The organism is Micromonospora sp. WMMD708 (assembly GCF_049315245.1).
Lineage (GTDB): Bacteria > Actinomycetota > Actinomycetes > Mycobacteriales > Micromonosporaceae > Micromonospora > Micromonospora wenchangensis.
In genome coordinates, this window is record NZ_CP186060.1 from 6,677,131 (window position 1) to 6,697,664 (window position 20,534).

Annotated in this window: 20 protein-coding genes; 8 read left to right on the forward strand and 12 right to left on the reverse strand. The window is 74.2% G+C overall.

The features are described 5' to 3' along the window. Nucleotides 1–94: 94 nt before the first annotated feature. Entirely contained in the window at nt 95–640 is a 546-nt protein-coding gene (locus ACN260_RS29655; protein WP_422754042.1) for a DoxX family protein, read from the reverse strand. 200 nt (nt 641–840) lie between these two features. Between ACN260_RS29655 and ACN260_RS29660 the strand changes: the two genes are divergently transcribed. Beyond that, complete coding sequence (locus ACN260_RS29660) at nt 841–1,386, forward strand: GNAT family N-acetyltransferase (RefSeq protein WP_422754043.1); 546 nt, start codon at nt 841–843, stop codon at nt 1,384–1,386. Nucleotides 1,387–1,396: 10 nt separating this feature from the next. Here the strand turns inward: ACN260_RS29660 and ACN260_RS29665 are convergent, their stop codons facing one another. The 3 genes from ACN260_RS29665 to ACN260_RS29675 form a co-directional block, all read right to left on the reverse strand. Next, nucleotides 1,397–2,638 (reverse strand): AAA family ATPase, encoded by a 1,242-nt coding sequence (locus tag ACN260_RS29665; RefSeq protein WP_422754044.1) that lies wholly within the window; start codon nt 2,636–2,638, stop codon nt 1,397–1,399. Nucleotides 2,639–2,774: 136 nt separating this feature from the next. Beyond that, entirely contained in the window at nt 2,775–3,221 is a 447-nt protein-coding gene (locus ACN260_RS29670; protein WP_422756873.1) for an LppU/SCO3897 family protein, read from the reverse strand. A gap of 1,279 nt (nt 3,222–4,500) precedes the next feature. Continuing rightward, entirely contained in the window at nt 4,501–5,157 is a 657-nt protein-coding gene (locus ACN260_RS29675) for an LppU/SCO3897 family protein (protein WP_422754045.1), read from the reverse strand. A gap of 76 nt (nt 5,158–5,233) precedes the next feature. Here ACN260_RS29675 and ACN260_RS29680 point away from each other — a divergent pair, with 76 nt between their 5' ends. Continuing rightward, complete coding sequence (locus tag ACN260_RS29680) at nt 5,234–6,208, forward strand: EamA family transporter (protein ID WP_422754046.1); 975 nt, start codon at nt 5,234–5,236, stop codon at nt 6,206–6,208. 151 nt (nt 6,209–6,359) lie between these two features. Continuing rightward, on the forward strand, nt 6,360–7,040 hold the full coding sequence (locus ACN260_RS29685; RefSeq protein WP_422754047.1) for a prepilin peptidase: 681 nt from the start codon (nt 6,360–6,362) through the stop codon (nt 7,038–7,040). A 126-nt stretch (nt 7,041–7,166) separates the two neighbouring features. Here the strand turns inward: ACN260_RS29685 and ACN260_RS29690 are convergent, their stop codons facing one another. The 5 genes from ACN260_RS29690 to ACN260_RS29710 all read right to left on the reverse strand — a co-directional run bounded on the left by ACN260_RS29690 (nt 7,167) and on the right by ACN260_RS29710 (nt 13,919). Beyond that, nucleotides 7,167–10,361, reverse strand: coding sequence for a UvrD-helicase domain-containing protein (locus ACN260_RS29690; RefSeq protein WP_422754048.1), 3,195 nt, complete (start codon nt 10,359–10,361; stop codon nt 7,167–7,169). A gap of 126 nt (nt 10,362–10,487) precedes the next feature. Continuing rightward, on the reverse strand, nt 10,488–11,735 hold the full coding sequence (locus ACN260_RS29695; protein WP_422754049.1) for a metallophosphoesterase: 1,248 nt from the start codon (nt 11,733–11,735) through the stop codon (nt 10,488–10,490). 12 nt (nt 11,736–11,747) lie between these two features. Continuing rightward, entirely contained in the window at nt 11,748–11,993 is a 246-nt protein-coding gene (locus tag ACN260_RS29700) for a MoaD/ThiS family protein (RefSeq protein ID WP_088643614.1), read from the reverse strand. 1 nt (nt 11,994) lies between these two features. Then, a complete protein-coding gene (moaA, locus tag ACN260_RS29705) occupies nt 11,995–13,008 on the reverse strand; it encodes a GTP 3',8-cyclase MoaA (RefSeq protein ID WP_422754050.1) in 1,014 nt (337 codons plus the stop codon). Then, nucleotides 13,005–13,919, reverse strand: a complete 915-nt coding sequence (locus ACN260_RS29710) for a fructosamine kinase family protein (RefSeq protein WP_422754051.1) — start codon at nt 13,917–13,919, stop codon at nt 13,005–13,007. Before ACN260_RS29710 ends, moaA begins: the two co-directional genes overlap by 4 nt. A 153-nt stretch (nt 13,920–14,072) precedes the next feature. Between ACN260_RS29710 and ACN260_RS29715 the strand changes: the two genes are divergently transcribed. Next, nucleotides 14,073–15,119: a DUF4192 domain-containing protein gene (locus tag ACN260_RS29715; protein WP_422754052.1), complete on the forward strand. Its 1,047-nt coding sequence runs from the start codon at nt 14,073–14,075 to the stop codon at nt 15,117–15,119. Nucleotides 15,120–15,427: 308 nt separating this feature from the next. On the opposite strand, the gene ACN260_RS29720 is transcribed toward ACN260_RS29715, so the two are convergent. Together ACN260_RS29720 and fdhD are read right to left on the reverse strand one after the other, a co-directional pair. Continuing rightward, nucleotides 15,428–15,619, reverse strand: a complete 192-nt coding sequence (locus ACN260_RS29720; protein WP_422754053.1) for a DUF397 domain-containing protein — start codon at nt 15,617–15,619, stop codon at nt 15,428–15,430. A 298-nt stretch (nt 15,620–15,917) separates the two neighbouring features. Beyond that, nucleotides 15,918–16,772: a formate dehydrogenase accessory sulfurtransferase FdhD gene (gene fdhD, locus ACN260_RS29725; protein WP_422754054.1), complete on the reverse strand. Its 855-nt coding sequence runs from the start codon at nt 16,770–16,772 to the stop codon at nt 15,918–15,920. Nucleotides 16,773–17,009: 237 nt separating this feature from the next. On the opposite strand from fdhD, the gene mobA reads away from it, so the two are divergent. The 3 genes from mobA (at nt 17,010) to ACN260_RS29740 (ending at nt 19,139) form a co-directional block, all read left to right on the forward strand. Further along, the gene (gene mobA, locus ACN260_RS29730) at nt 17,010–17,627 is read left to right on the forward strand and encodes a molybdenum cofactor guanylyltransferase (RefSeq protein WP_422754055.1); all 618 of its coding nucleotides are present in this window, start codon (nt 17,010–17,012) and stop codon (nt 17,625–17,627) included. Further along, a complete protein-coding gene (locus tag ACN260_RS29735; RefSeq protein ID WP_422754056.1) occupies nt 17,624–17,881 on the forward strand; it encodes a DUF6457 domain-containing protein in 258 nt (85 codons plus the stop codon). Before mobA ends, ACN260_RS29735 begins: the two co-directional genes overlap by 4 nt. A gap of 145 nt (nt 17,882–18,026) precedes the next feature. Next, the gene (locus tag ACN260_RS29740; RefSeq protein WP_422754057.1) at nt 18,027–19,139 is read left to right on the forward strand and encodes a T3SS (YopN, CesT) and YbjN peptide-binding chaperone 1; all 1,113 of its coding nucleotides are present in this window, start codon (nt 18,027–18,029) and stop codon (nt 19,137–19,139) included. A 43-nt stretch (nt 19,140–19,182) separates the two neighbouring features. Here ACN260_RS29740 and ACN260_RS29745 read toward each other — a convergent pair whose 3' ends face one another. Continuing rightward, nucleotides 19,183–19,641, reverse strand: a complete 459-nt coding sequence (locus ACN260_RS29745; RefSeq protein ID WP_088643606.1) for an Lrp/AsnC family transcriptional regulator — start codon at nt 19,639–19,641, stop codon at nt 19,183–19,185. A 59-nt stretch (nt 19,642–19,700) separates the two neighbouring features. On the opposite strand from ACN260_RS29745, the gene ddaH reads away from it, so the two are divergent. Further along, nucleotides 19,701–20,534, forward strand: coding sequence for a dimethylargininase (ddaH, locus tag ACN260_RS29750; RefSeq protein ID WP_422754058.1), 834 nt, complete (start codon nt 19,701–19,703; stop codon nt 20,532–20,534).

Genomic DNA, 20,534 nt, shown 5'->3' on the forward strand with positions numbered 1-20,534 from the left:
ACACCAGTTTTTGACATTTCCACCGCGTTAACGGGTGTCGGGCGGTTCAGGTAATTCGTGGCCTTGCGGGGGGTGATGGCCTGATCGATGCAGGTCAGCCGGGAAGCCGACGGGCGGCGGCGGCCGACCGGACGGCGATGCGGGCCTCCCGGCGCGCCGTACGCATCGCGCGCCTCACCGAGCGTCGGGAGTGGCCGATGCGGTGACCGGCCCGCCAGCGCAGACCCGGCCTGCCCTCGGTGTCGGCGGCGGCGAGCAGCAGACCACCGAAGAGCCCGAGGTTCTTCAGGAAGTGCACCTGGTTGTTGTTCCGGGTCGCCGGATCGTCGTTGCTCCAGAAGGGGTGACCGGCAGCGGTGGTGGGTAGCAGCGTACCGGCCAGGACCAGCGCGGCCGGACGGGTGAGCTTTCCGGTGGCCAGCATCAGCCCGGCGGTGAACTGCACGGCGGCGTTGGTCCGGATCAACGTCTCGGTGTCGGTGGGGAACTGTGGCGCGACCTGCTGGATCAGCGGGGTGATCCGGTCGGTGACCGGCTTGGCCGCCGGGACGAGCCGGTGGGGGTGCTGAAAGTTGCGGGCGCCACTGACCACGAAGATGCCGCTCAACATGACACGGGCGAGGGAGCGCACGGGTTTCATTGCTCAGTCATACCCCGTTTGACGCCCCGCTATCCGGGCAATGGCCGATCCGCGGTGGTCCGTGTGTCGACGGTCCGAATCGGTGCGTCGACCCCCGCCGAGGGCCGGCGGCCGTGCGTACCGGCAGGCGGCGGCGGTGCGCCACGCCGAACGGAGCGACCGTCGCTGATGGACGGGCTCCGACCGGTAACGTCGCGCGGGTGACGACCCTTCGGCTGCGTCCCGAGGGCCCGGCCGACGCCGGCCCGGTCCGCCGGGTGCTGGCCGCCGCCTTCGCCCGCCCCGACCGCACCACGCCCGGTGAGGTGGCGCTCGTCGACGACCTGCGCGGCAGCGCGGCGTGGCTGCCGGAACTGGCGATGGTCGCCGAGTACGGCGGCGAGGTGGTCGGGTACGCGCTGCTCACCCGGGTGCACGTCGAGGCCGACCGGGTCCGCGTCCCGGCGCTGGTGCTCGGGCCGGTGGCGGTCGCCCCGCACCGGCAACGGGTCGGGCACGGCACGGCGGTGGTGCAGGCCGCGTTGGAAGCCGCCACCGAGCTGGGCGAACGGCTGGTGGTCGTGCTCGGCGACCCGGCGTACTACAGGCGTTTCGGTTTCACCCGGGCCGACCGGATGGGGCTGGTCAGCCCCTGGTCGGGGCTGGGGGAGCCGTGGCAGGCGCTCGTGCTGCCGCCGGAGGTCAGCGACGCGCCGCCGCCACCACGCGGCGAGGTGGTCTTCCCACCTCCGTGGTCCCGGGTCTGACCCGGCAGGATCACGACGGCTGGGTACGCAGGTAGCGGCCGAAGTGCGGAACGGTGAACGCGACCGTGCCACGCTCCCCCGAATAGATCAGCCCCTTCTTGATCAGCGCGTCCCGGGCCGGGGAGAGGCTCGCCGGCTTGCGGCCCAACGCGCGGGCGATCTCGGCGGTCGGCACCGCGGCGTCCATGTCGTCCCGACCGCCGCCGTCGGCCTCGCCCGCCACCTGGGACAGGGTCGCCATCGCCCGCATGTACTCGCGTTCGGCCGGCGTGGCCCGCTCGAACCGGGAACCGAAGAAACCGACTGCCAGCTCCGCCTCCGCCTCCGGCGCGGCGACCCGCACGTCGGCGGCGGTGATCGGGGAGCGGGGCGCGTGGTCCCAGGTCGCCTTCCCGTACGCCTGCACGAAGTACGGGTAGCCGCCGGACGACTCGTAGAGCAGGTCGAGGGCCTTCTGCTCGTACTCCACCTGCTCCCGCTCGGCCGGCGCGCACAGTGCCTGGTCGGCGGCGATCCGGTCCAGCCGGTCGATCCGCAGGTAGCGGAACAGCCGCTCCGAGTACGACTTGGCGGCGCTGAGCACCGCCGGCAGGTGCGGCAGGCCCGCGCCCACCACGATCAGCGGCGCGCCGAGCTGGGACAGCTCGTGGCAGGCCGCGCAGAGCGCCGAGACGTCCTCCGCACCGAGATCCTGCATCTCGTCGATGAAGACGGCGACGCCGGTGCCTACGTCCCCGGCGACCGCCGCCGCGTCGGTGAGCAGCTCCACCAGGTCGATCTCGATGTCGCCGGAGTCGGCCCGGCCGCTGCTGGCCGGCACGTCGATGCCGGGCTGCCACCGGTCGCGTAACCGGGGGGCCGCAGCCCGTCCGGTGGTCGGTGCGCTGCGCTGCGCGAACGCCTTGAGTACGCCGAGGAAGGCGTCGATCCGGTCCGGGGCGCGGTGCCGGGGGGCCAGTTCCCGGACCGCCATGTGCAGGGCGGCGGCGATCGGCCGGCGCAGCGACTGGTCCGGCCGGGCCTCGATCTTGCCGGTGCCCCAGAGCTGGTTGATCGCCTGCGAGCGCAGGGTGTTGAGCAGGACCGTCTTGCCGACCCCCCGCAGGCCGGTGAGCATCAGGCTGCGTTCGGGGCGCCCCCGGGCGATCCGTTCCAGCACCACGTCGAAGACGTCCAACTCCCGCCCCCGCCCGGCGAGTTCGGGCGGGCGCTGGCCGGCGCCCGGCGCGTACGGGTTGCGGACCGGATCCACGCATCGCACAGTATCGGGCCCTCTAGCCCGCGGACTAGAGATGCGTAGACGGGGCTACCGGCGTGTCGCCGACCGCCCCTCGACCGGAATATGGGGCTGTCTAGCATCCACGCTAGACAGCCCCATATTCTCCTGTTCAGCTCCGTTTGCGCAGGCAGAGCACGTAGTCGAAGAGGTCCACCGAGTTGTCGTGCACGTAGTTGGCGTTCGACTCCGGCGCCAACGACCGGCACCGCTCCCCGTTCGTGGACGCGGGAATGCGCAGCAGCACCTCGTAGGTGTTCGGGCCGCACGGCACCTTGCGGAGTTCGGCGTCGCTGGCCGTACCGTCGTTGACCACGCAGTCGCCCTTGACGATCTGTTCCGCCCTGGTCGGCGTGGGGGTCGGCTCCGCCGTCGTCGGTTCCCCGGTCGGGTCCGGAGCGTTCGTCGGGGTGCCCTGCGTCGGCCCGTTCCCGGTGGGGGTGGCGGAGTTGCCCGTCGGGGTCGCCGGCTCGTCGCCGTCATCGGAGGCCAGGATGAACCAGCCACCCACCCCGAGGCACGCGCAGAGCAGCAGGACCACCACCAGCCCGAGGATCAGCGCGATCCGGCCGCCCCGCCCCTTCGCCGGTGGCGGGGGCGGATACCCGGGCACGGGCTGCCCCGGGAACCCCGGCGGCTGCTGTCCCGGGAAGCCGGGCGCAGCCTGACCGGGATAGCCGGACGTGGGCGCGGCGGCTCCGGGGAATCCGGAGGACGGTGGTGGCGTCGACTGGCCCGGGTAGCCGGAGGTCGGTGCGGCGGCTCCGGGGAATCCGGAGGACGGCGGTGGCGCGGCCTGGCCGGAGTGGCCGGCCGGTGGGGGCGGCGCCGGTGCGGCGAACGCGCCCGCTGCCGGCGCGGCCGTCGGCCCGGCGGGCGGGAACGGCCCCGGCGGCGGGTAACCGGCCTCCGGGGACGCCGCCGGCTGACCGGTCGGCGGCAGATAGGTGTCCGGCGGTGGGTAGCCGGCTCCGGAGGTGGGCGGCGGGTAGCCGGCCCCCGATGTGGACGGCGGTGGGTAGGCCGCCCCTGACGTGGGCGGCGGCGGGTACCCCGCTCCCGACGTGGGTGGGGGCTGGGGAGCCTCCGATGCCGGCATCTGCGTGGTCGGGGAGTAGCCGCCGGCCGGTGGTGGCGGGGCCGGCTGGGCGGCTCCCGACACCGGCAGTCGGGTGGTCGGCGGTTCCGGTGACGTGGCGATCGCGGTGGTTGCCGCATCACCGGTCACGGGGGCCGTCGGCGGCTCGCTGCGCAGCGCCGTGGTCGGTGCGTCGTCCGTACCGGCCCGGATCGGCGCGGTCGGCGGTTCCGGCGGCGACGCGGCCAGGGGGGAGGTCGGGGGTTCCTCCACCGCGGGGACGGGGGCCGTGGCCGGCTCGCCCGTCTCCCGCGACACGGGCATGGTCGGCGGCTCCGGGTCCTGCGCCCGGACCGGCGCGGTCGGCGTCTCGTCGGCGGTCGGTGGGACCGGGGCGGTCGGCGCGGTGGGTGCCTCGTCCTGGTTACGGGCGAAGGGAGCCGTCGGCGCATCGTCCGGCCCCGACGGGATCGACGCCGTCGGCGCGTCCGCGTCAGATGCGACTCCCCCGGACGCGGACCCGGCGAGAGGCGCGGTCGGCGGCTCCGGCTCGGACCGGCCGAGGGGCGCGGTGGGCGGCTCGGGGTCGGACCGGCCGATGGGTTCCGTCGCTGGCTCCGGGGAGATCGGCGCGGTGGGCGGCTCGGAGTCGAAGGGCTCGGTGGGTGGCTCGGACTCGGAAGCCGTGGGCCGGTTTTCCTTGTCGGGACGGCCGGAGTCGGGTGGGCCGAAGGTTGACAATCTCTCTCCAGGGGTGGGCTCAGCGCTGCTTCAGGCAGAGGACGAAGTCGAGGGTGTCCAGCTCGCTGTCGAAGAAGTACCAGTTGGTGTAGCCCTCCACCACGCCGCACTTCGCCTCGGCGTCCCTTTCACCACTGGTCGCCCCGTCGAAACGGCGGAGCACCTCATAGGTCTTCGGAGCGCACGCGGTGATCAGCAGTTTGGGCTTGCCACCGGCCGGGCCCTCGTTGCGGACGCACTGGCCCGCCCTGACGAACCGGGGGTCGGCCGACGAGGCGGGGGCGGGCGTGGTGGCTGTCGGGCCGGAGGTCGCCCCGTCCGGCTCGACCGGTGTCGTCGGCAGGACGGCCTCGGTCGTGGACGGTGATCCGTCGTCGTCACCCAGCAGGTACCACAGGATGCCACCGCCGACGACCAGCACCGCGAGCACGACCAGCACCGCGACCAGTGGACCACGACCGCGTCCCGGCGTCGGAGCATCCGGGTACGCCGCCGGCCCGCTGACCGCGTACGGATCCGCCGATCCGTACTCCCCCGGCTGCCGGTACGACGGGTCGTACGACGGCTGGGACGGGACCGCCGGGGGCTGCTCCGGCGCGGGCGGGCTCCAGCGGTCGTCCGGGCGTCGCCCACCCCACGGTTCCGGGGAGCCCCCCGGTGGTCCGTAGTTCGCCATGCCCGTCCTCCCGCGTGCCGAGATGCCGGTTATCCGGAAGACGCCACCGACGTGGTCACCGTAGCGTGGTCCTGCGATGACCTCACCTCCCTCGGCCGCGACACCCGCTCGACCAGCCCTGATCTGGACGGCACTGATTCTCGTCTACGTGCTGTGGGGTTCCACGTACCTCGGCATCCGGGTCGTGGTGGAGTCCATGCCGCCGCTCGGGTCGGCCGCCGCCCGGTTCGGCGGTGCCGCGCTGGTGCTGGCGGTCGTGTTGCGGCTGCGCCGCGGCAGGGGAGCGCTGCGGGTCGACCGCCGGCAGCTCGGTTCCGCCGCGCTGGTCGGGGTGCTGCTCCTGGCCGGGGGCAACGGGCTGGTGGTGCTCGCCGAGTCCGGTCCGTCCGGGGTGGCGGTGCCGTCGGGGATCGCCGCGCTGCTGGTGGCTACCGTCCCGCTGCTGGTGGTGCTGCTCCGGACGGTCACCGGGGACCGCCCGCCGGGGTGGACGTTCGCCGGGGTGACGCTGGGCTTCCTCGGGCTGGTGCTGCTGGTGCTCCCCCGGGGCGGGTCCGGTGCGGTGCCGCTGGTCGGGGCGTTGACCGTGGTCGCGGGGGCGGTCTGCTGGTCGGTGGGGTCGTTCCTGTCCAACCGGCTGCGGATGCCCGCCGATCCGTTCGTCGCCACCGTCTACGAGATGGTCGCCGGGGCGGTGGCCCTGGTCGTGCTGTCGCTCACCCGGGGTGAGCTGCGCGGGTTCTCCCCGGGGCAGGTGACCGCCCGATCCTGGCTGGCGCTGGCGTACCTGCTGGTGGCCGGGTCGCTGGTGGCCTTCACCGCGTACGTCTGGTTGCTGGCGAACGCCCCCATCTCGCTGGCAGCGACCTACGCGTACGTCAATCCGGTGGTGGCGGTGGCGCTCGGCGCGCTGCTGGTCGCCGAGCCGGTGACCGGTCAGGTGCTGCTCGGCGGCGCGGTGATCGTGGCAGGTGTGGCGCTGGTGGTGACCACTGAGCGGCCCCGTCGTCCCGCCGTCGACGGGGCGGTCCCGGAGCCGTCCCGCCGGTAACGTCGACGGCCGTGCCTCCCGGCCCGCCGACCCCGAGCCCGCTGCCCGGTCTGCCGACCCCGGGCATGCGCTCCGGCAGACCGGCCCTGAGCGCGCTGCCCGGCCTGTCGCCGGCCGTGCGTAGCCCGGCGACCTGCCGCCGGGAGCCACGATGACCGGGGCGTCGATCGGCCTGGTGACCGTGGCGGCGGTGCTCGGTGCGTTGGCCGGCCTCGCCGCGCCCCGCATCGCGCGCGCCTTCCCACCGTCCGCGACCCCGCCACCGTCGCGGGCCGGGCAGGGCGCTTCCCCACCGGCCGGGGAACCCGGGCACGGCACTGCGGTCGTGGTGGTGGGGGCGGTAGTCTGCGGCGGGTTGGCCGCCGTGCGTGGCCCGGAGCCGGCACTGCCGGCGTTCCTGCTGGTGGCGGCGGTGGGAGTGGTGCTGGCGGTGGTGGATCTGACCAGCCTCCGCCTGCCCGACCCGCTGGTCGGTGCGGCCGCGCTCGGCGGCGGCACCGCACTGACCGTGGCCGCCGTCGCCGCCGGGACTCCCGGCCGTCTGGCGCTCGCGCTGGCCGGTGCCGCGCTCTCCTTCCTGCTGTACGTGGTGCTGGCACTGCTGCCCCGGTCCCGGCTCGGCTTCGGCGACGTGAAACTGGCGACGGTGCTCGGCCTGCCGTTGGGCTGGCTGGGCTGGCCCGCCCTCTGGCTCGGCCTGTTGCTGCCGCACCTGCTCAACGGGGTGCTGGTGCTGGCACTGCTGGCCGCCGGCCGGGTACGCCGGGACACCGCCCTGCCGTTCGGCCCGGCCCTGCTCACCGGTGCCTGGCTCGCCGCTCTCCTGGCCTGACCGCCGCCGGACGGGCGGCGGGCCGGCGGACAGCAATGTCACGCAGCGAGTGGTGTCAGCGTGGGCGGATACCGCCACGTCGACCCCGTAGGCGGTCGTGGCCCTGGCCGTCCGATCGACGGGCCGTCAGATCAGGCGGAGCTGACGGTCCTTGGGACGGCGTGGCTCGGCCTCGCCGAACCGTTCGAACAGGCCCGGGTCGACCACGTCCAGGAACGGCGACGGCCGGCAGTCGCGTTCCGTGCCGTGCCGGACCCGGCGGGCCGCGTGGCTGACGTAGAGGCGGTCCTGGGCGCGGGTCAGCCCGACGAAGAACAGCCGCCGCTCCTCGGCGATCGCGTCGTCGTCGGGCGCCGAACCGGGCCAGCGCAGCGGCAGCAGCCCGTCCTCGACGCCGACCAGGAAGACCACCGGGAACTCCAGCCCCTTCGCGGCGTGCAGGGTGAGCAGGGTGACCGCCTCGGCGCGCGGGTCCAGCGCGTCCACCTCGGCCCCGGTGGCGAGCTGGGAGAGGAAGAGTTCCAGGTCGTCGCCGCAGCGCCGGGCCAGCGGGGTGAGCAGGTCGACGGCGGTCCGCACGTCCTCGGGGCGTACGGTGCCGGCGGCGTCCAGGGTGGGGGCGGCGAACCGCTCGGCGAGCACCTGGCCGGCGGCCCTGACCCGGGCGGGCAGCCCGCCGGTGGTGCCGTCGGCGTGCCGCAGTTCCCGGGCGATCGCCAGGACACCGGGCCGGTCCCGGAGCCGGTCGTGCGACCGCTTCTGCACCGGGATGTTGGCCCTGGCCAGGGCGTCCACGATCGGGGCGGCCTGCGCGTCGGTGCGGTACAGCACCGCGATGTCGGAGAAGGACAGGCTGGTGGACCGGCCGTCGATGCGTCCGGAGTCCAACGACCGGTGGGACAGGCCGCCGACCAGGTCGTCGACGGTGCGTACCACGAAGTCGGCCTCGTCGGCGACGGACGCCGCCGGGTAGCGGCCGACCAGGGGGGCCTCCGGGTCGAGCCGGGCCGGGTCGAGCCGGCGTCCCCGGACCAGCGACGACGGCGCGATGGCCTGGACGGCGGCGGCGAGGATCGGGGCCGACGAGCGGTAGTTGCGGTTGAGCCGGACCAGCCGGGCGTCGGTGAAGTCCTCGGAGAAGCGCAGGAAGTAGCCGACGTCGGCGCCCCGGAACGAGTAGATCGCCTGGTCCGGGTCGCCGATCGCGCAGAGGTTGCCGTCGGCGGGGCTGAGCAGCCGCAGCAGGTCGTACTGGACGGCGTCGACGTCCTGGTACTCGTCGACGAAGATCCACCGCCAGCGTTCCCGGTAGTCCCGGACCAGCTTCTTGTCGCCCTTGAGCAGCGCGACCGGCAGGGTCAGCAACTCGTCCAGGTCGACCAGGTCCTGCTTGCGCAGCAGCGCCGTGTAGCGGGCCGGGTCGTCGCCGGCCTCCGCCTTCGCCGCCGCACGTTCGGCGTCGTCGGCGATCCGGAACCCCTCCGGCAGCCCGGCCGCGGCGGCGTTCTCCCGCAGGATCGTCAACCCGAGCGAGTGGAAGGTGCCGACGGTGACGTCCTCGGCGACCGGACCGAGCAGCCCGTCGAGCCGGTGCCGCAGCTCCTCGGCGGCCCGCCGGGTGAACGTGATCGCCAGGCACTGCTCGGGGAAGACGTTCAGCTCCGCGCAGAGGTAGGCGATCCGGTGGGTCAGCGTGCGGGTCTTACCGGTGCCCGGCCCGGCCACGATCAGCAGCGGGCCGCCGGGCGCGGAAGCGGCCACCCGCTGCATCGCGTCCAACCGGTCCAGCAGGCCGGTGCCGACCTCCTCCATCCCGGCGAGCATCGGCTCGAACGGCTCGTGCGGCGACGGCGTCGAGGCGATCGGTGGCGGTGGCGGGGTCGGCGCGGGCTTCGGCTTCGGCTCGGCCTTCGCCGCCGCCGGCCGCTTGGCCTTCGGTTTCGCCGCCGGCTCCGTCGGCCTGCGCTGCGCCGGCACCGGTACGTCGAACAGCGTCTCCTGCCCCGATCCGGCGGCCCCGCCCAGCTCGGCGGGGTCGAAGAGGGTGATCACCCCGTACTCGCCGTCGTAGCCGGGCACCCGGCGCACGTCGCCCCGGCGCAACCGGCCGATGCCCTCGGCGAGCAGCTCCCCGCCGACCCGGCCGATCTCGTCGACCGGGGTACGGGTGAGGATGTCCAGCTCCGGGCCGAGCGCGGCGACCAGCTCGTTCAGCTTCCCCTCGACCTTCTTGGACCGGGGCCCCACCTTGTTGATCTCACCGAGGATCTCGGCCAGCGGCACCAGGTGGGTCACCTCACGGGCATGCTCGGGACGGTGCCCGTCCGGCCGGTCGGCCAGTTCCTCGACCCGGCTGAGCACCCCCACGGTCAGCGGCTTGCCGCACTCCGGGCAGCGCCCGCCGGCCGCCCGGGTCCGCTCCGGTGCCCAGTTGACGCCGCAGAGCCGGTGCCCGTCGGCGTGGTACTTGCCCTCCTCGGGGAAGAACTCGACCGTCCCGGCCAGCCCGTCACCGGTCCGCAGCGCGTCGCGGATGGCGAAGTAGTCGCGGGCCGACGAGAAGACGGTGGCCTCCCGGGCCAGGGCCGGCGGGGAGTGCGCGTCGGAGTTGGAGACCAGCCGGTAGCGGTCCAGGCTGCCGACCCGCCAGTTCATCGCCGGGTCGGAGGAGAGCCCGGTCTCCACCGCGAAGATGTGCTCGGCCAGGTCGGCGTAGCAGTCGGCGATCGCGTCGAAGCCGGATTTCGAGCCGAGCGCGGAGAACCACGGCGTCCAGATGTGCGCCGGCACCAGATAGCCGTCTTCGCTGGCGTCGAGGGTGATCTCCAGCAGGTCCCGGGAGTCCAGGCCGAGGATCGGCCGGCCGTCCGAGCCCAGGTTGCCGATCCGGCCCAGCGCGGTGTTGAACCGGGCCACCGCGTCGAGGTCGGGCAGGTAGATCAGGTGGTGCACCTTGCGGGTCCGGTCGTCCCGCTTGTAGATGGTGGAGATCTCCACGCTCAGCATGAACCGGACCGGGTCGGCCTCCGCCGAGTCGGCCAGCCGGGGCGGCAGTCGCCTGGCGATGTCCGCCTCGGCCTCCGGGCCCAGCCGGTACAGGCCGGGCTCGGCCGGTTGCAGGGTCTCCCGCAGGTGGTCGTACCAGGCGGGATGGGTGAAGTCCCCGGTGCCGAGCACCCCGATGCCCTTGCGTCGGGCCCACCAACCGAGGTTGGGCAGGGTGAGATCGCGGCTGCACGCGCGGGAGTACTTCGAGTGGATGTGCAGGTCCGCGACGAACGGCGGGACGCCACCAGGGGGAGCGGCGCTGAACGGAGGCACGCCGCATCCTGTCACGGCCGGTCCACTACCCGCCCGCCGCCACGCGTACGCGTGAGGAGAGCAATCCGGTGCTGGACTCCACCGGCCGGACGCGCTATGTGCGCGACCCCGGGCCGGCCGGGCAGGTCACGGGGCACGCAGCTCCACCAGGGTCACCTGCGGCGGTGCGCCGACCCGGACCGGGGGACCCCAGAAACCGGCCCCGTTGGTGACGTAGACCTTGGTGCCGTCGATCTCGCCGAGGCCGGAGACCACCGGCTGCTGGAGCTTGACGGCCAGGTTGAACGGCGCGAGCTGACCACCGTGGGTGTGCCCGGAGAGTTGCAGGTCGACGCCGAACTTCGCCGCCTCGCGGGCGGCGACCGGCTGGTGGGCGAGCAGCACCACCGGGCGGCTGACGTCCCGGCCACCGAGCGCGGCGGTGAAGTCGGCAGGACCGGCGACGCCGGTGCCGTCGGCGGTGACGTCGTTGATCCCGGCCAGGTCGAGCACCCCGCCCCGGGCCCGGATCTCCTGCCGCTCGTTCTGGAGGACCCGCAGGCCGAGCCGGTCGACCTCGGCCACCCACTCCTCGACCCCGGAGTAGTACTCGTGGTTGCCGGTGACGAAGAAGCTGCCGTAGCGGGAACGCAGGTCACGCAGCGGTTCGGCGGCCTCGCCCAACTCGGCGACCGACCCGTCGACCAGGTCACCGACGACCGCGACCAGATCGGCGTCCAGTCGGTTGATCATCGCGACGATCCGCTCGGTGTGCGCCCGACCGCGCAACGGGCCGAGGTGGATGTCGGACACGGTGGCGATGCGCATGCCGTCCATGCTGCGGGGGAGCTTCGCCAGCGGGATGCGTACCCGGTCGAGCTGCGGCGGACCCACCGCGGTGCGGACCCCGTACCCGGTGATGCCGGCGGCGGTGAGCCCGGCGAAGATCGCGGCCCCCCGGGCGAGCAGCAACCGGCGCGACTCGTCGTGGTCGGGGCGGTCCACCGCCTCGGCGGCCGGCGGGTCGGCGCTGCCGGCCGCACCGACCAGCGCCGGCTCCGGGGCGGCGGTGGTCGCCTCGGCGGCGGTGCTGCGGCGACGCAGCACCAGCCGGGCGACCGCCATCGGCACCTCCAGCACCAGCAGCACGATCAGCAGGTAGAACATGACCGCGAGCCAGAGGTAACCGGGCCAGGCCAGCCAGAACGCCCCGGCGACCTGGGTGCCGGCCATCGTCGCGGGGACGAGCACCGCCAGCACCAGCGCGACGACCGTGCCGACCCGCCGCCACCGGCCCGGCCCGGTGGTGTCCTTGACCAGCCGCTTCCAGAGATAGAAGTGGATCAGGCTGGTGATCAGGCCGATCGTGCCCACGAACCCCAGAATCGCCAACACGGCAGCCCTTCCTCAGCCGCCCGCGAAGGGAGGCAGCACGTCGATCGTGGCCCCGGCCGGCAACGGTGTCTGCCGATCATGGCAGGCCACCCCGTCGACCAGGAAACTCGCCACCTGGAGCACCGCGGCCAGCCGGGGGCCGTGCCGGTGGGCGAGTTCACCGAGCAGTTCGTCGAGCGGGCGGCCGGCGGATGCGGTCTCCTCGCTGCGGCCGGCGGCGGCCCGCGCCCCGGCGAAGTACCGGACGGTGAGGTCCACCTCAGCCTCCGATCGCCGACATCGGCCGGACGGGTTGCAGGAAGGTCGGGTCGTCGATGCCGTGCCCGGCCCGTTTGACCACCGTGGCCGCCTGCCAGCGGCGGGCGATGTCGGCGTCGTCCGCGCCGGCCCGCAGCGCACCACGCAGGTCGGACTCCTCGGTGGCGAACAGGCAGTTGCGGAGCTGGCCGTCGGCGGTGAGCCGGGTCCGGTCGCAGTCGCCGCAGAACGGCCGGGTCACCGTGCCGATCACCCCGACCCGGGCCGGTCCGCCGTCCACCAGCCAGGTCTCGGCCGGGGCGGCACCCCGGTGCGCCGGGTCGGGGGTGAGGGCGAACCCGGCGGCCAGCGACGCGAGGATCTCGTCGGCGGTGACCATCGTGGCCCGGTCCCAGCCGTGCTGGGCATCCAACGGCATCTGCTCGATGAACCGCAGCTCGTAGCCGTGGTCGAGGGCGAACCGCAGCAACGCCGGTGCCTCGTCCTCGTTGACCCCGCGCATCAGCACCGCGTTGACCTTCACCGGGGCGAGCCCGGCGGCGGCGGCCCCGGCCAGCCCGGCCAGCACGTCGCCCAGCCGGTCCCGCCGGGTCAACGCGGCGAACCGGGCCGCGTCGAGGGTGTCCAGCGACACGTTCACCCGGTCCAGCCCGGCGGCGCGCAGCGCCGGAGCGAGCCGGTCGAGCCCGAGACCGTTGGTGGTCAACGAGATCCGGGGCCGGGGGGTGAGCGCGGCCACGGCGGCGACGATGCCGACCAGCCCCGGCCGGATCAGCGGCTCGCCCCCGGTGAACCGCACCTCGGTCACCCCGAGCCGCTGCACCGCGACCCGGACCAGCCGCACGATCTCCTCGTCGGTGAGCAGTTGCGGCCCGGCCAGCCAGGGCAGCCCTTCGGCGGGCATGCAGTAGGTGCAGCGCAGGTTGCACTTGTCGGTCAGCGACACGCGCAGGTCCCGGGCGATCCGGCCGTACCGGTCGACGAGGACGCCGGCGGTCGTCGGGGCGGCGGTCACCCGTCGACCGTAGCGCGGCCGACACCCCGCAGCGCCGCTCGGGCGGCACCGACGACCGCATCGCGGTACGCCCCACCGAACAGGGCGGTGTGCACGAGCAGCAGGTGCAGTTGGTGCAGCGGCACCCGTTCCCGCCACCCGTCGGCCAGCGGCCACGCCTCCCGGTAGCCGGCCATGATCCGGTCGTGGTGCGGCGGGCCGCCGAAGAGCGCCAGCTGGGCCAGGTCGGTCTCCCGGTGCCCGCCGTGCGCCGCCGGGTCGACCAGCCACACCCGCTCGTCGGCACCCCAGAGCAGGTTGCCCGGCCACAGGTCGCCGTGCAGCCGGGCCGGCGGTTCGTCGCCGCCGAACTCGCCGATCCGCGCCACCACGTCTTCGACAAGCGCGGCGTCCGGGCCGTCGAGGGCACCGCCGTCGACCGACATCCGCAGGTACGGCAGGAGCCGTCGCCGGGCGAACCAGTCCGGCCACGGCCCGTCGTCAGGGGTGTTGTCCTGCGCGAGGGTGCCGATGAACCCGGGCCAGGCCGCCCCGAACCGGTCGGCGCCGGCCCGGTGCGTGCCGGCCAGCTCCCGACCGAACCGCTCGGCCGCCTCGGGCGTCGGCTCGCCGGGGTCGACCCAGTCGAGCGCCAACAGCTCCGGCAGCGCCACCACCACCTCCGGTACGGCCACCGCGCCGGCCTCCCGCAGCCAGCGCAGCCCGGCGGCCTCGGTGTCGAAGAAGCCCACCGGTACGGGTCGACCGGCCCGCTCCGGCCAGGTCTTGGTGAAGACCGAGTGGCCGTCGTCCAGGGTCAACCGGGAGGCCACGCAACTGTCCCCGCCCGCCACCGGGGTCTCCCGGATGCGCTGGTGGGTCAGGAAGGTGGGCAGGTGCTCCGGGTGCGCCCGCAGGTACGCCAGGTCCATGAGCGCAAGGTATCCGCTCGGACCGACCCCGGTGGGCCGCGTCGCCTCCGGAATCGCGTCGACCTGCATGAACACTCTCCGTATCTGTGGATAACTCGCGTGTCGTCCACAGGGCCTGTCGGCGCTGGGGCCGCCCGCCGCACGCTGCCGGACATGAACGCGACCGACCGCCCCCGGCTCACCGTCCGCTCGCCCGCCGACCTGATCACCGCCGTGCCGTACCTGATCGGCTTCCACCCCGTCGACAGCATCGTGGTGGTGGCGATGCGGGGCCGGCGGATCGTCTTCGCCGCCCGCGCCGACCTGCCGGGACCGGGCACCGACCCGGCCCTGCCGGCCCGACATCTCGGCGACGTGATCGGCCGGCAGGACGCCGAATCCACCACCGTCATCGGGTTCGGCCCGCCCGAACGGGTCACCCCGGCGGTGGACGCCGTCCGGTCGGCGCTGGCCGACCTCGGCCTGCCCGTGCTCGACGCGCTGCGGGTGACCGGTCGCCGCTACTGGTCCTACCTCTGCGAAGCGCCTGACTGCTGCCCACCCGACGGCACCCCGTACGACCCGGACGCCAGCCAGGTCGCCGCCGCCGCGGTCTACGCCGGCCAGGTGGCGCTCCCCGACCGGGCGGCACTCGCCGCGCAGGTCGCCCCCGCCGGGGGCGTCGACCGGGCCGCCCTGCGTCAGGCCGGTGACCGGGCCGAACGCCGCCTGCTGGGCCTGCTGGAGGCGGCTCCCGACACCGACGGGTCCGGCGAGCGGACCATCCGCAGGGCCGGCACCACGGCGGTACGCCAGGCGCAGCACCGGCACCGGCGCGGCGACCGGCTCACCGACGACGAGGTGGCCTGGCTGACCCTGCTCCTGACCCACCTGCCGGTACGCGACCACGCGTGGGAACGCACCGACGGCCGGGAGGAGGACATCGCCTTCTGGGGTGAGGTGCTGCGTCGCGCCGAGGAGGAGTTGGTGCCCGCCCCCGCCTGCCTGCTCGCCTTCGCCGCCTGGCGGGCCGGCCAGGGTGCGCTCGCCGCCGTGGCCCTGGAGCGGGCGCTGACCGTCCGCCCCGACTACACCCTCGCCCGGCTCCTCGACGATCTGCTGCGGCGCGGTGTTCCGCCGTCCGACCTGGACGGGTGGCCGGCCGTGACCGAGCCGGAGGTGCTGCGCCGCCGTCGTCGCCGGCCCCGCCGCCCCCGCTGACCCAGCGGCCCCTGAACTGGCGGCCCTGCTGACTCGGGCGGGCCCTGCCGGCCCCGTCGGCCTGCTGATCTCGGCGGCCCGCCGGCCTCGATGGCCCGGCCGGCAGCAGGGTCACTGCCGGTGAGGAGGGTCGGGGCTAGGTGGTCTCGGAGAGAGGTATGACTGGCAGTCATATTTATGCCTGACAGGAATACGGCTGTCAGTGGCATGGTGTTGGAGCGGACACGGTCGGCACCTGCCGGGTCGTTCCCTGACGCGACATGCCTGCCCTGGATCTCGGGGCAGGCATGTGTCACCGGGCAGGTCGGTCAGGCGCGATCGGCCAGCCCGGCGACGAACGTGCGCCACGAGGTCGGGGCGAACGTCAGGGCCGGCCCGTCCGGGTCCTTGGAGTCCCGCACGGCGACCGCTTCGGGAAGGTTGTCGGCAACCTCGACACAGTTCCCACCGCTGGTGCCACTTCGGGTGGACTTCCGCCACGTGGCGTTACAGAGGTCCACGTTGGCTCCCAACTTCCTTCAACAGATCGATGGATCCGCCGACGCGGAAGGGCCTCGTTCCGGACGTTCTCCCACCGCGCTTGGAGCGTAGCCAACTCATCATCCTTCGCGCGGTACGGCGATGACCTGCCCGGACTGCTCGCCCTCCCGCTGATCCCTCCCCCGCTGCCCGAGTCGACAACGGTTGCCGGTGGATTGTGGAGAGTTGTTGCGGCCCTGGCGACAAGAAATCTCCACGATCACGCCGCCCGACCGACGACCCCGCCACGAGTCGGCCGGCCGCGAGCGGGTCAGGGTGTCAGGGGGTGACGCGGTGGGTGCCGGTGTAGACGTTCATGGTCCGGCCGCGCAGGAAGCCGACCAGGGTCAGCCCCGCCTCGTCGGCCAGGTCGGCGGCGAGGGTGCTCGGCGCGGAGACCGCCGCCAGCAGCGGCAGCCCGGCCATCCACGCCTTCTGGGTCAGCTCGAAGCTCGCCCGGCCGGACACCATCAGCAGGTGTCCGGACAGCGGCAGCCGTCGTTGCCGGACCGCCCAGCCGACCACCTTGTCCACCGCGTTGTGCCGGCCGACGTCCTCGCGCAGCACCACCAGTTCCCCGTCGGGGGTGAACAGGCCCGCCGCGTGCAGGCCGCCGGTGCGGTCGAAGGCGCGCTGCGCGGCGCGCAGCCGGTCGGGCAACTCCGCCAGCAGCTTCGCCGGCACGGTGAGCGGGTCGTCGGCGACGGTGAACCGGGACCGGGTACGGATCGCGTCGATGCTGGCCTTACCGCACACCCCGCAGGAGCTGGTGGTGTAGAAGTTGCGCGCCGGGTCCGTCGCCGGTGCCGGCACGCCGGGGGAGAGCACCACGTCGACCACGTTGTACGTGTTGGGTGTCTCCACCCCGGAGCAGAGCTGGGCGGTGTGCACGTCGGCGTCGCTGCGGATCAGCCCCTCGGTCAGCAGGAAGCCGATGGCCAGGTCGAGGTCGTCCCCGGGGGTACGCATGGTCACCGCCAGCGGGCGGCGTCGACCCGGCCCGCCGGGGCCGACCCGGATCTCCAGCGGTTCCTCCACGGCGAGCGTGTCCGGCCGGCGCAGCGCCACCCGGGCGTCGTCCGCCGCGTCGAGGTCGATCCGGAGCACGCTCCGCCGGTCAGTGGCCCGTCCCATCCCGCCATCCTGCCCCGCCCGCCCGGCCCCCCGCACCCTGACCACCCTGGCTGCGGCCCCACCGCGCCCACCCGGCCGTCCCCGACCGCCGTCCCCGGCCGTCCCCGGCCGCCGGCACCGCCCGGCCGTCCCCGGCCGCCGGCACCGGGGCGTCGGCCCGGCAGCCGGGGACGGGACGGAACCGGGAGGCCGCGCGACCGGAGCACGAGGGTCGGGCCCGGCGGCTACCGTGGCCGGGTGACGGCGTACGCGGCGGTGGTGCTGGCCGGTGGGGCGGCCCGCCGGATGGGCGGGCTGGACAAGCCGGCGGTGCCGGTGCACGGCCGGCCGATGCGGGACCTGGTGCTCGCCGCCGTCGCCGACGCCGTACCCCGGGTGCTGGTCGGCCCGGGTGGGGCGCTGCCGGCCGACGTCCTGGTGACCCGGGAGGACCCGGCCGGCGGTGGCCCGGTGGCCGCCGCGTCCGCCGGGCTGGCCCTGCTCGGTCCCGGTACGACGGTCGTCGCCCTGCTCGCCGCGGACCTGCCGCTGCTCACCCGCCCGGCCGTCGGCGCGCTGCTCGGAGCGCTCGCCGCCGAATCCGGCCCGGCGGCGGCGGACGGCGTCTGCCTGGTCGACGACCGGGGGCGACGCCAGCCGCTGTGCGGGGTGTGGCGGGTGCCGGCGCTACGCGCCGCTCTGGACCGGGTCGCCGCCCGCCGAGCCCGGGCTGGTGCGCTGGCCGGGGCGTCGATGCGGGAACTGCTGGGGGAGCTGACGGTACGCGAGCTGGCCTGGTCCGCTGCCGGCCCGCCACCGTGGTTCGACTGCGACACTGACTCCGACGTACGCCGGGCGGAGGAGTGGACGCGATGACCGTGCTGGACGACTGGGTGACGGCGGCCTGCGCCGAGCTGGGTCTCGACCCGGCCGAGGTGTCGGTGCCGACCGTGCTGGACCTGGCCAGGGACGTCGCGCACCAGGTGCTACGACCGGGTGCGCCGGTCACCGCGTACCTGCTGGGGGTGGCGGTCGGACGCGGCGCGGACCCGGCAGCGGCGGCGGCCCGGCTCAGCGGGCTGGCCGCCCGGTGGCCGGTGGAGCTGAGCGGCGAGCGCCCCACCTCCTGAGGGCGGACACCGGCGTACGACCCGGTGCGCCGTGCCCCGGGCGGGGGAAGGGCGACGGGGACAGGCGGGGTTGTCCGATGCCGGTCGCGGTGGATTCGTTCTCCGGCCCGCCTGGGTATGGTGACCTTGACGGACGGAGGCGATCATGACGGCGGACCACCCCTCGAAGCCGACCGGTGACCAGCCCGGCACCTCGCCGGCGCACCACGACCACCACGAGTCGGTCCTGCTGGAAGAGCCGAGCACGGCCGACCTGCGGGCCAAGGTCACCGAGGCGTGGCGGGAGTTCGCCCGGGCGCTCGCCGAACGGCTGCGCGAGCTGCCCGCCGGGGCGCAGCTCGAAGTGACCCTGGACCCGACCGCCTCCGGCACCGGCGACGCCGTCTACTCGGTCAGCGTGGCCGTGGGTGAGCAGGGCCGGCTGTCCGCGCGGGCGGTCGGCAACGCCACCCTGCCGCAGGGCTTCCGGCTGGACCGCGCCGCGGTGGCCGACATGATCGCGCTCGGCTGGTCGCCGCCCGGCGTGGTGGCGGGCTCCGGCGAGCACTTCGGCCTGGACGGGTCGACCGGGGACGCCAGCAAGCTGGCCGGGCTGCTCTCCCGCACCCTGCGCGACGTGTACGGCGCACCGCACCCGGCCTTCCTGGTCTACCTCAGCCAGGGCGCCGAGGGGGAGCCGTTGCCGATCGAGGCGCTCGGCACCGCGCGCAGCGAGTTCGGCCCCGACCGGGACGTCGAGGCCGACCTGGACGAGGCGTTGGCCGCCGCCGCGAGCGCCCAGAGCGACGAGCAGGAGGTGCTGGACCTGCCCGAGCGGGTCCGGACCGTGGTGTCGACGATGCTCAAGTCGACCGCCGACCACCTTCAGATCGACTCCGACGGGGACATCAACATCCGGGCCGGGTCGGCGATGGTCTTCGTCCGGGTGCGGGACAACCCGCCGCTGGTGGACGTCTTCTCGCCGGTGCTGACCGAGGTCGAGCCGACGGAACGGTTGTACGTGAAGCTCTCCGAGCTGACCAACCGGATGCCGATCGGCCGGTTGTACTGCGCCGACGACACGGTGTGGGCGTCCATCCCGGTCTTCGGGCGCAACTTCCAGGCCACCCACCTGATGCTGGCCGTGCAGGTGATGACCGGGCTCGCCGACGAACTTGACGACCGGTTGCACGGCGAGTTCGGCGGCAAGCGGTTCTTCGGCGAAGGCGACAAGCCGAGCCGGGGCGAGGGCGGGCACCGCACCGGCATGTACCTCTGATCCACCGCCGCCGCGCGGGGAGCACCGGCCTGCCGGCCGGGTGTCAGGGGGTTGACGGGCCGACGCCTGGCGACTCGACCAGCCGGGACAGCACGATGGTGCTCCGGGTGGAGGTGACGAACGACTCCGCCCGGAGCCGTTCCAGCGCCTCCTCCAGGTGGGAGATGTCGGCGGCCCGCAGGTGCACGAGCGCGTCGGCCTCACCGGAGACGGTGTACGCGCCGACCACCTCGGGGTGCCGGCGGGCGGCCACCCCGAGCTGGGTGGGTGTGGTCCGGCCGGCGCAGAACAGCTCGACGAACGCCTCGGTGGTCCAGCCGACGGCGGCCGGGTCGACCACGGCGGTGAAGCCCCGGATCACCCCGCTGGCCCGCAATCGGTCCACCCGTCGCTTGACCGCCGGAGCGGAGAGTGACACCCGGGCGCCGATGTCCGCGTACGAGGTTCGGGCGTCCGCCACGAGCAACGCAATGATTCGCTGGTCGACCGCGTCTATCTGCAACGTTCCGCCTCGGGGAAGCAACGGTTCTGGCTGTTACCAAAGTTCTACGCTACCTACCCTTGGTCACCGTGAACCAGCAGCGCGTGCCGCGAAAGCGGACATATCTCATGTGTGCCCCGGAGCATTTCGCGGTCAAGTACGCCATCAACCCGTGGATGGACCTCACCGTCGGCGTCGACGTGGCACAGGCCGTCGAACAGTGGGACCGGCTGCGGGACACGCTGGTGGGCCTCGGTCACGACGTACACGTGCTCACCCCGCAGCCGGGGCTGCCGGACATGGTCTTCGCGGCCAACGGCGCCTTCGTGGTGGACGGGACGGTCTACGGCGCGCAGTTCAAGCACGAGCAGCGGGCCGCCGAGGCCGTCGCGCACCGGGAGTTCTACCAGAAGCACGGCTGGCACTTCATCGCGCCGAGCGAGACCAACGAGGGTGAGGGCGACTTCGCCTACCTGCCCGAGGCGCACGGCGGGCTGATCCTCGCCGGGCACGGGTTCCGCACCGAGCTGCCGGCGCACGCCGAGGCGCAGGAGGCGCTGGGGCGTCCGGTGGTGTCGCTGCGCCTGGTCGACCCGCGGTTCTACCACCTGGACGTGGCGCTCGCCTCGATCGACGACGGCAACGTCGCGTACTTCCCGGGGGCGTTCTCGGCGGCCAGTCAGCGGGTGCTCGCCCAGCTCTTCCCCGAGGCGGTGCTCGCCGACGACGAGGACGCGCTGGCCTTCGGCCTGAACCTGGTCAGCGACGGGGCGAACGTGGTGCTCAACAGCGACGCGACCCGGCTGGCCGGCAAGCTCCGGGCCGCCGGCTACACCCCGGTACCGGTGGACCTGGCCGAGCTGAAGAAGGGCGGCGGCAGCGTGAAGTGCTGCATCGCCGAGCTGCGCCCCTGA

Bases quoted from the DNA above. Each gene is read 5' to 3' on its own strand.
- ACN260_RS29655 (WP_422754042.1), bottom strand. From the start codon at position 640: ATGAAACCCGTGCGCTCCCTCGCCCGTGTCATGTTGAGCGGCATCTTC.
- ACN260_RS29675 (WP_422754045.1), bottom strand. From the start codon at position 5,157: ATGGCGAACTACGGACCACCGGGGGGCTCCCCGGAACCGTGGGGTGGG.
- ACN260_RS29680 (WP_422754046.1), top strand. From the start codon at position 5,234: ATGACCTCACCTCCCTCGGCCGCGACACCCGCTCGACCAGCCCTGATC.
- ACN260_RS29685 (WP_422754047.1), top strand. From the start codon at position 6,360: ATGACCGGGGCGTCGATCGGCCTGGTGACCGTGGCGGCGGTGCTCGGT.
- ACN260_RS29710 (WP_422754051.1), bottom strand. From the start codon at position 13,919: ATGGACCTGGCGTACCTGCGGGCGCACCCGGAGCACCTGCCCACCTTC.
- ACN260_RS29715 (WP_422754052.1), top strand. From the start codon at position 14,073: ATGAACGCGACCGACCGCCCCCGGCTCACCGTCCGCTCGCCCGCCGAC.
- fdhD (WP_422754054.1), bottom strand. From the start codon at position 16,772: ATGGGACGGGCCACTGACCGGCGGAGCGTGCTCCGGATCGACCTCGAC.
- ACN260_RS29735 (WP_422754056.1), top strand. From the start codon at position 17,624: ATGACCGTGCTGGACGACTGGGTGACGGCGGCCTGCGCCGAGCTGGGT.
- ACN260_RS29740 (WP_422754057.1), top strand. From the start codon at position 18,027: ATGACGGCGGACCACCCCTCGAAGCCGACCGGTGACCAGCCCGGCACC.